The 5,187-nt window shown below is 65.8% G+C and carries 7 protein-coding genes; 3 read left to right on the forward strand and 4 right to left on the reverse strand.

All coding sequences use genetic code 11. The features are described 5' to 3' along the window. The 3 genes from AC1D00_RS25520 to AC1D00_RS25530 form a co-directional block, all read right to left on the reverse strand. The coding region (locus tag AC1D00_RS25520; protein ID WP_477012554.1) for a PepSY domain-containing protein at window positions 1–234 on the reverse strand (234 nt) is incomplete at its 3' end. A 226-nt stretch (window positions 235–460) separates the two neighbouring features. Then, a complete protein-coding gene (locus tag AC1D00_RS25525; RefSeq protein ID WP_477012555.1) occupies window positions 461–1,279 on the reverse strand; it encodes an SDR family oxidoreductase in 819 nt (272 codons plus the stop codon). A gap of 64 nt (window positions 1,280–1,343) precedes the next feature. Beyond that, on the reverse strand, window positions 1,344–1,694 hold the full coding sequence (locus tag AC1D00_RS25530) for a hypothetical protein (protein ID WP_477012556.1): 351 nt from the start codon (window positions 1,692–1,694) through the stop codon (window positions 1,344–1,346). A 99-nt stretch (window positions 1,695–1,793) separates the two neighbouring features. On the opposite strand from AC1D00_RS25530, the gene AC1D00_RS25535 reads away from it, so the two are divergent. Beyond that, window positions 1,794–2,327 (forward strand): TetR/AcrR family transcriptional regulator, encoded by a 534-nt coding sequence (locus tag AC1D00_RS25535; protein ID WP_477012557.1) that lies wholly within the window; start codon window positions 1,794–1,796, stop codon window positions 2,325–2,327. 97 nt (window positions 2,328–2,424) lie between these two features. Beyond that, window positions 2,425–2,622: a Trm112 family protein gene (locus tag AC1D00_RS25540; RefSeq protein ID WP_011083431.1), complete on the forward strand. Its 198-nt coding sequence runs from the start codon at window positions 2,425–2,427 to the stop codon at window positions 2,620–2,622. 203 nt (window positions 2,623–2,825) lie between these two features. On the opposite strand, the gene AC1D00_RS25545 is transcribed toward AC1D00_RS25540, so the two are convergent. Then, entirely contained in the window at window positions 2,826–4,046 is a 1,221-nt protein-coding gene (locus AC1D00_RS25545; RefSeq protein WP_477012558.1) for a ubiquinone biosynthesis hydroxylase, read from the reverse strand. A gap of 204 nt (window positions 4,047–4,250) precedes the next feature. Between AC1D00_RS25545 and tesB the strand changes: the two genes are divergently transcribed. Beyond that, window positions 4,251–5,111, forward strand: a complete 861-nt coding sequence (gene tesB / locus AC1D00_RS25550; RefSeq protein WP_027543817.1) for an acyl-CoA thioesterase II — start codon at window positions 4,251–4,253, stop codon at window positions 5,109–5,111. Window positions 5,112–5,187 lie beyond the last annotated feature (76 nt).

The raw sequence follows: 5,187 nt of genomic DNA on the forward strand, positions 1-5,187 counted from the left end.
GAACAGCTCGTAGAGCTTGCCTTCCTTGACGCCATAGACCTCATAGCACGAGCCTTCGATCTTGGAGCGCCGCACTTCGTAACCGAGCGCCTTGGCCTTGGCTTCGGCTTCGCTCGCCGGCTTCCACGACGCCTTGTCGAGCTTGGTGCAGTCCTTGAAACCGTCGGCCATGGCCGTCGATCCCGCGCCAATCCCGATCGTCAGTGCCATGGCAACAACACGAATGACCTTCACGAACCTCTCCTCCTTTGTCGTGGGCGCTGCGCGGGAAGCCGCGGAGCGAGACCGAAGGAAGCGAAGGAGGAGGTGAAGTCAATCCGGTTCGGGCATGGATTGCTTTAGATAAGTTCTAACGTCGGCCAAAAGCTGAGTGCTCTCCGTACGCAGTGCGCTTTTGGCGGGCCTCTGCGGCCTTACGTCTCACGGGCCGCAGGCGCGCCGGTCGGGCCGGTCGGGCCGGTCATCGCTGGGTCGCGCTTCGCGCAACGGGATCGTTGCGTTGCAGCCAATCCGTCCAGGAGAGCCGACCGCGAACGCCGTGGCTGACGACGAAGCCCATGCCGCGCGCCTTCGCGTCCGAAAGGTTCATCGGCAGGATTTTTCGATGCAGTCGCCTCGCGTCCTGATACCGGCGAGCCAGCGAGACGAGCTCAAGGTCTTCGGGACCGCCAATCTCCGCGCGCTCGCCACGCATCCCGTCGAAGGCGCAGGCCACGACGTGGTCGGCGACATCCGACGTATCGACGGGATTGAACAGCGTCGTCGGCACCGGCCAGACCGGAAGCCAGGCGAGGCCCGAGAGCAGCCTGTCGAGCAGATAGTAGAACGGCATCGCGCGGACCAGCGACCAGGACAACGCCGACGCACGCACCAGCCGTTCGCCGGCAAGCTTGACCCGCGCGTAGGGCAGGGTTGCCTCATCGAGGCCGACGATCGAGACGTGGAGGAAGTGCCGCACCCTGGCCTCCCCACAGGACGACAGCAACCGCCCGGTGCCCTCGACGTCCACGGCGGAGGGCGACGTGAAGAAGTCTGTCGGGCGAATGCCGCCGCGCCGCGCGATCGGCGAATAGGTCGCCGCATTGATGACCGTATCGACATCATGCAGCGCTTCCCGCAACCCTGCGCCTGTAGCAAGATCGCCGCTCGCCCATTCGACATCCGATCGCGTGCACGGCGATCGCGCAAACACCCGGACGTGACGTCCGTCGCGAACGAGACGATCGACGATATCTCGGCCAAGATGGCCTGTGCCTCCGGTGACGAGTGTCAGAGCCATGCTTGAAGCTCCATCTGTAACGGCTCGCCGTTCGCCGTGGCGAGACAGCGATCATTCGCGAGGCTCAATAGCCGGCAACCGCCATGGCAACGACCGCGCTGAGCGCCATCCAGCCGAAATGCCGGCCGCGCGTGGCCCATGCGTTGGCGCAGGCGGAGAAACCGAACACGCAGGCCATGGTGATGACGATCCAGTGGCGCGCCGGCGCCGAATCCATCCAGGGCGCCGCGATCAGGAGCACGCCACCGCCGATCCAGGCGACGGTCGATGCCTGCCAGACCAGGCGGATCAGGGGGCGCAGCCGTTCCGGCTCGATGCTGGCGCGAGGAAAGACCTTGGTCTCGCCGAGGATGCCATGGATCAGGGCCACGACGATGGTCAGGACGCCGGCGCACTGAAGCAAGAGATCACGCATCGATATCTCCATACATAACTGTACGGAGACATAGGGACTGGGCTGCCGCCTGTCAATACAGTAGTGTATGGGCTGTATGGTCCGATTCCGGAACCCGCCATGACCGAACAGCTCTCCGCCGACGACTGGATCCGCCAGGGCCTGAAGGCCCTCGCGAAAAGTGGTTTCACCGCGCTGAAGGCCGATCCGCTCGCGAAGGCCATCGGCGTCTCGCGCGGCAGCTTCTATTGGCATTTCGCCGATCTCGGCGCGTTCCATGCCGCCGTGCTGAAGCGCTGGCGCGAGATCGCGGCCGAGCAGATCATCGCCGATGTCGAAGCCGCCAGCGACGAGCCGCTGAAGGCGCTGCTGCGCAGGTCCTTCGGCGCGCGGCTCGATCTCGAACGGGCGGTCCGCAACTGGGCGGCATTCGATGCCGCCGCGCAAGCCGCGGTGCGCGCAATCGACCGCCGCAGGCTCGACTATATCGAGCAGCTCCTGGGCAAGCGCGGGCTCGACCCGGCGACGGCGCAGGCTCGCGCGCAGATTCTCTATTGGACGTTTCTCGGCTTCGCCCTGTCGGGCCCGCCGGTGCCGGCGGCACGGCTCCAGGGCCTGTTCGACGAGCTGCTGCGGATGATCTCCGCCGAGTGACGCCAACCGGTACCCACGTCGCTCGAAAACGCCCTGGCCGGCGCGATGGGCGGACGCGAATTTCTGTGCTAGAGGCAGCCAATCGCCGGAGACCCCCATGAACGCGCCCACCGAACGCCCCGAAACCAGCGTCGATCCCAAATTGCTGGAGATCCTGGTCTGCCCGCTGACCAAGGGCCCGCTCGAGTTCGATTCAGCAAAGCAGGAGCTGATCTCGCGCAGCGCCAAGCTCGCTTATCCGATCCGCGACGGCATCCCGATCATGCTGCCGGAAGAGGCGCGCAAGATCGATTGATCTTGGCGCGATGGCTGCGCAACATTTTCGCTGTCGTCCCGGCGAAGGCCGGGACCCATAACCACAGGGAGAGGTTGTGGCGCGAAGCTGGCAACTCCAGGTCTTCGCAAAACTGATGCTGCTGCGTATGGATCCCGGATCTATGCGCGCTTGGGGCGCGCTTGTCCGGGATGACGAGCGGAGTTTAGAGCGGCGACATTTTCCTAAAGCGCCTCGCCCTTCAACAACCGCGGCACCTCACCGGTCAGCCCAGCGGCCTGGCGGATGAAGAGATTCTTCAGCGGCGGAGCGCGGTCGACGAGGCCGAGGCCGATGTCGCGCACGGTGCGCAGCAGCGTCGACTGGTTGGAGAACAGGAAATTCAGCGAGTTTGTGGCAAGGCCCATCGCCATGGTGTCGAAACGGCGCCAGCGCTGGTAGCGCTCGAGCACGTCGGCCGCGCCGAGATCCATGCCGAGCCGCGCCGCATCGACCACGACCTCGGCCAGCGCCGCGACATCCTTCAGCCCCATGTTGAGGCCCTGGCCCGCGATCGGGTGGATGACATGGGCGGCATCGCCGACCAGCGCGAGGCGCTCGGCGATGAAGGAGCGCGCCACGAAATAGGACAGCGGAAACGCGCGCGGCTTGTCGAGCGCCTTCACTTCGCCGAGATGCAGGCCGAAGCGCTGCTCGAGCTCGCCGTGAAATTCCTCGTCGCTGAGCGCAATGATGCGCGCAGCCTCAGTCCGGCGCTCGGTCCACACCAGCGAGGAGCGCTTTCCGGATAGCGGCAGGATCGCGAAGGGACCTGCGGGCAAGAAGTGCTCTTCGGCGCGGCCTTCGTGATCGCGCTCATGGCCGACGGTGACGACGATGCCGGACTGATCATACTCCCAGCCATGGGTGGCGATGCCGGCGCGCTCGCGCAGCTTCGACCTCGCACCATCGGCGGCGACCAGCAGGCTGGCCGCGATCACGCTGCCGTCGCCAAGGGTCACGTCGATGCCGTCGGAACGCGCGTCGTAGGAGGCAACCGTGGTGGCGCGCAGATCGATGCCCTCGGCCTCGGCACGCACCACCAGCGCGTCGATCAGGCGGCGGTTCTCGACCATGTGCGCAAAGGGCTCGCCCGGCGCGACGTCGCCGGYGAAGTTCAGGAACACCGGACGCGTGGCGTCTTCGAGTTTGGAATCGGTGACGACCATGTCGAGGATCGGCTGCGCCTCGCCCTTGACGTCGTCCCAGGCGCCGATCGCCTCGAACAGGCGGCGGCAGGCGGCCACGATCGCGGTGGCGCGCGGGTCGCGGCTCGGACGCGTGCTGAGGGCCGGGTCGGCGACGATGACGGGAATCTCCGGCCCGAGYCCCTGACGCAGCGCGAGCGCCAGCGCCAGGCYCGCAAAAGCGCCGCCGCCAATGACAATGCTACCCTGTACCGACATACCCGAATTCCCGGCTAACTCTTGGTCTTGCTAGCAGACTTGAGCTGGGCGAAACAGTGCGGTGAAACAAGGGCGGAACGGCCCAATTCCGTCATTCCGGGGCGCGCGGAAGCGCGAACCCGGAATCCAGAGGTTATCGCTCGGGATTCCGGGTTCATCGCTGGCGCGATGCTCCGGAATGACGAGGCATTTGAAAGCACCATCATGTCCAAGAGCCTGATCGACCTCATTTCGATCCTCGACCTCGAGCAGCTCGAGGTGAACCTGTTCCGCGGCAACAGTCCGAAGACGAGCTGGCAGCGGGTGTTCGGGGGTCAGGTGATCGGGCAGGCGATGGTTGCGGCCTGCCGCACCGTCGAGGGGCGCCTGCCGCATTCGCTGCACTGCTATTTCATCCTGCCGGGCGATCCGCAGATCCCGATCATCTACCAGGTCGAGCGCCTGCGCGACGGCAAGAGCTACTCGACCCGCCGCGTCACCGCGATCCAGCACGGCAACGCAATCTTCTCGATCATGGTGTCGTTCCATGCCGAGGAGGAGAGCGCGTTCGATCACCAGGACAAGATGCCGGATGTGCCGCCGCCGGAAAAGCTGACGGCGGAGGAAGTGGCGAAGCAGCCGCTGTTCAAGGAGATGCCGGAGTTCATTCGCCGCTACTATGAATCCGACCGTCCGATCGAGCTGCGCCCGGTCGAGCTCGGCCGCTATTTCGGCCAGAAGATCGAGGACGGCCGCATCCACGTCTGGATCAAGACCGCGGCGAAGCTGCCCGACGATCCGGCGCTGCACATGTGCGCGCTGGCCTACGCATCGGACTTTTCGCTGCTCGATGCGATCATGGCGCGCTACGGCCGCACGCTGTTCGACAAGCGCATGATGCCGGCGAGCCTTGACCACGCGATGTGGTTTCACCGCCCGTTCCGCGCCGACGAATGGCTGCTCTACGCCCAGGATTCGCCGAACGCGCGCGGCGGCCGCGGGTTGACCCGCGGCTCGATCTTCAAGCCCGACGGCACGCTGGTCGCCTCCGTCGCGCAGGAAGGCTCCGTGCGCGAGCGGAGGTAGCGCTCAATAGGCGCGAGCTGCCGCGCCGCGGTCGACCAGCGCGAATTGCGACACGAACCAGCGGCCGTACCAGCGC

Source organism: Bradyrhizobium sp. P2_E8, assembly GCF_056403875.1.

Excerpts from the sequence above, each read along its gene's own strand:
- AC1D00_RS25525 (WP_477012555.1), bottom strand. The coding sequence starts at position 1,279 with ATGGCTCTGACACTCGTCACCGGAGGCACAGGCCATCTTGGCCGAGAT.
- AC1D00_RS25530 (WP_477012556.1), bottom strand. The coding sequence starts at position 1,694 with ATGCGTGATCTCTTGCTTCAGTGCGCCGGCGTCCTGACCATCGTCGTG.
- AC1D00_RS25535 (WP_477012557.1), top strand. The coding sequence starts at position 1,794 with ATGACCGAACAGCTCTCCGCCGACGACTGGATCCGCCAGGGCCTGAAG.
- AC1D00_RS25540 (WP_011083431.1), top strand. The coding sequence starts at position 2,425 with ATGAACGCGCCCACCGAACGCCCCGAAACCAGCGTCGATCCCAAATTG.
- tesB (WP_027543817.1), top strand. The coding sequence starts at position 4,251 with ATGTCCAAGAGCCTGATCGACCTCATTTCGATCCTCGACCTCGAGCAG.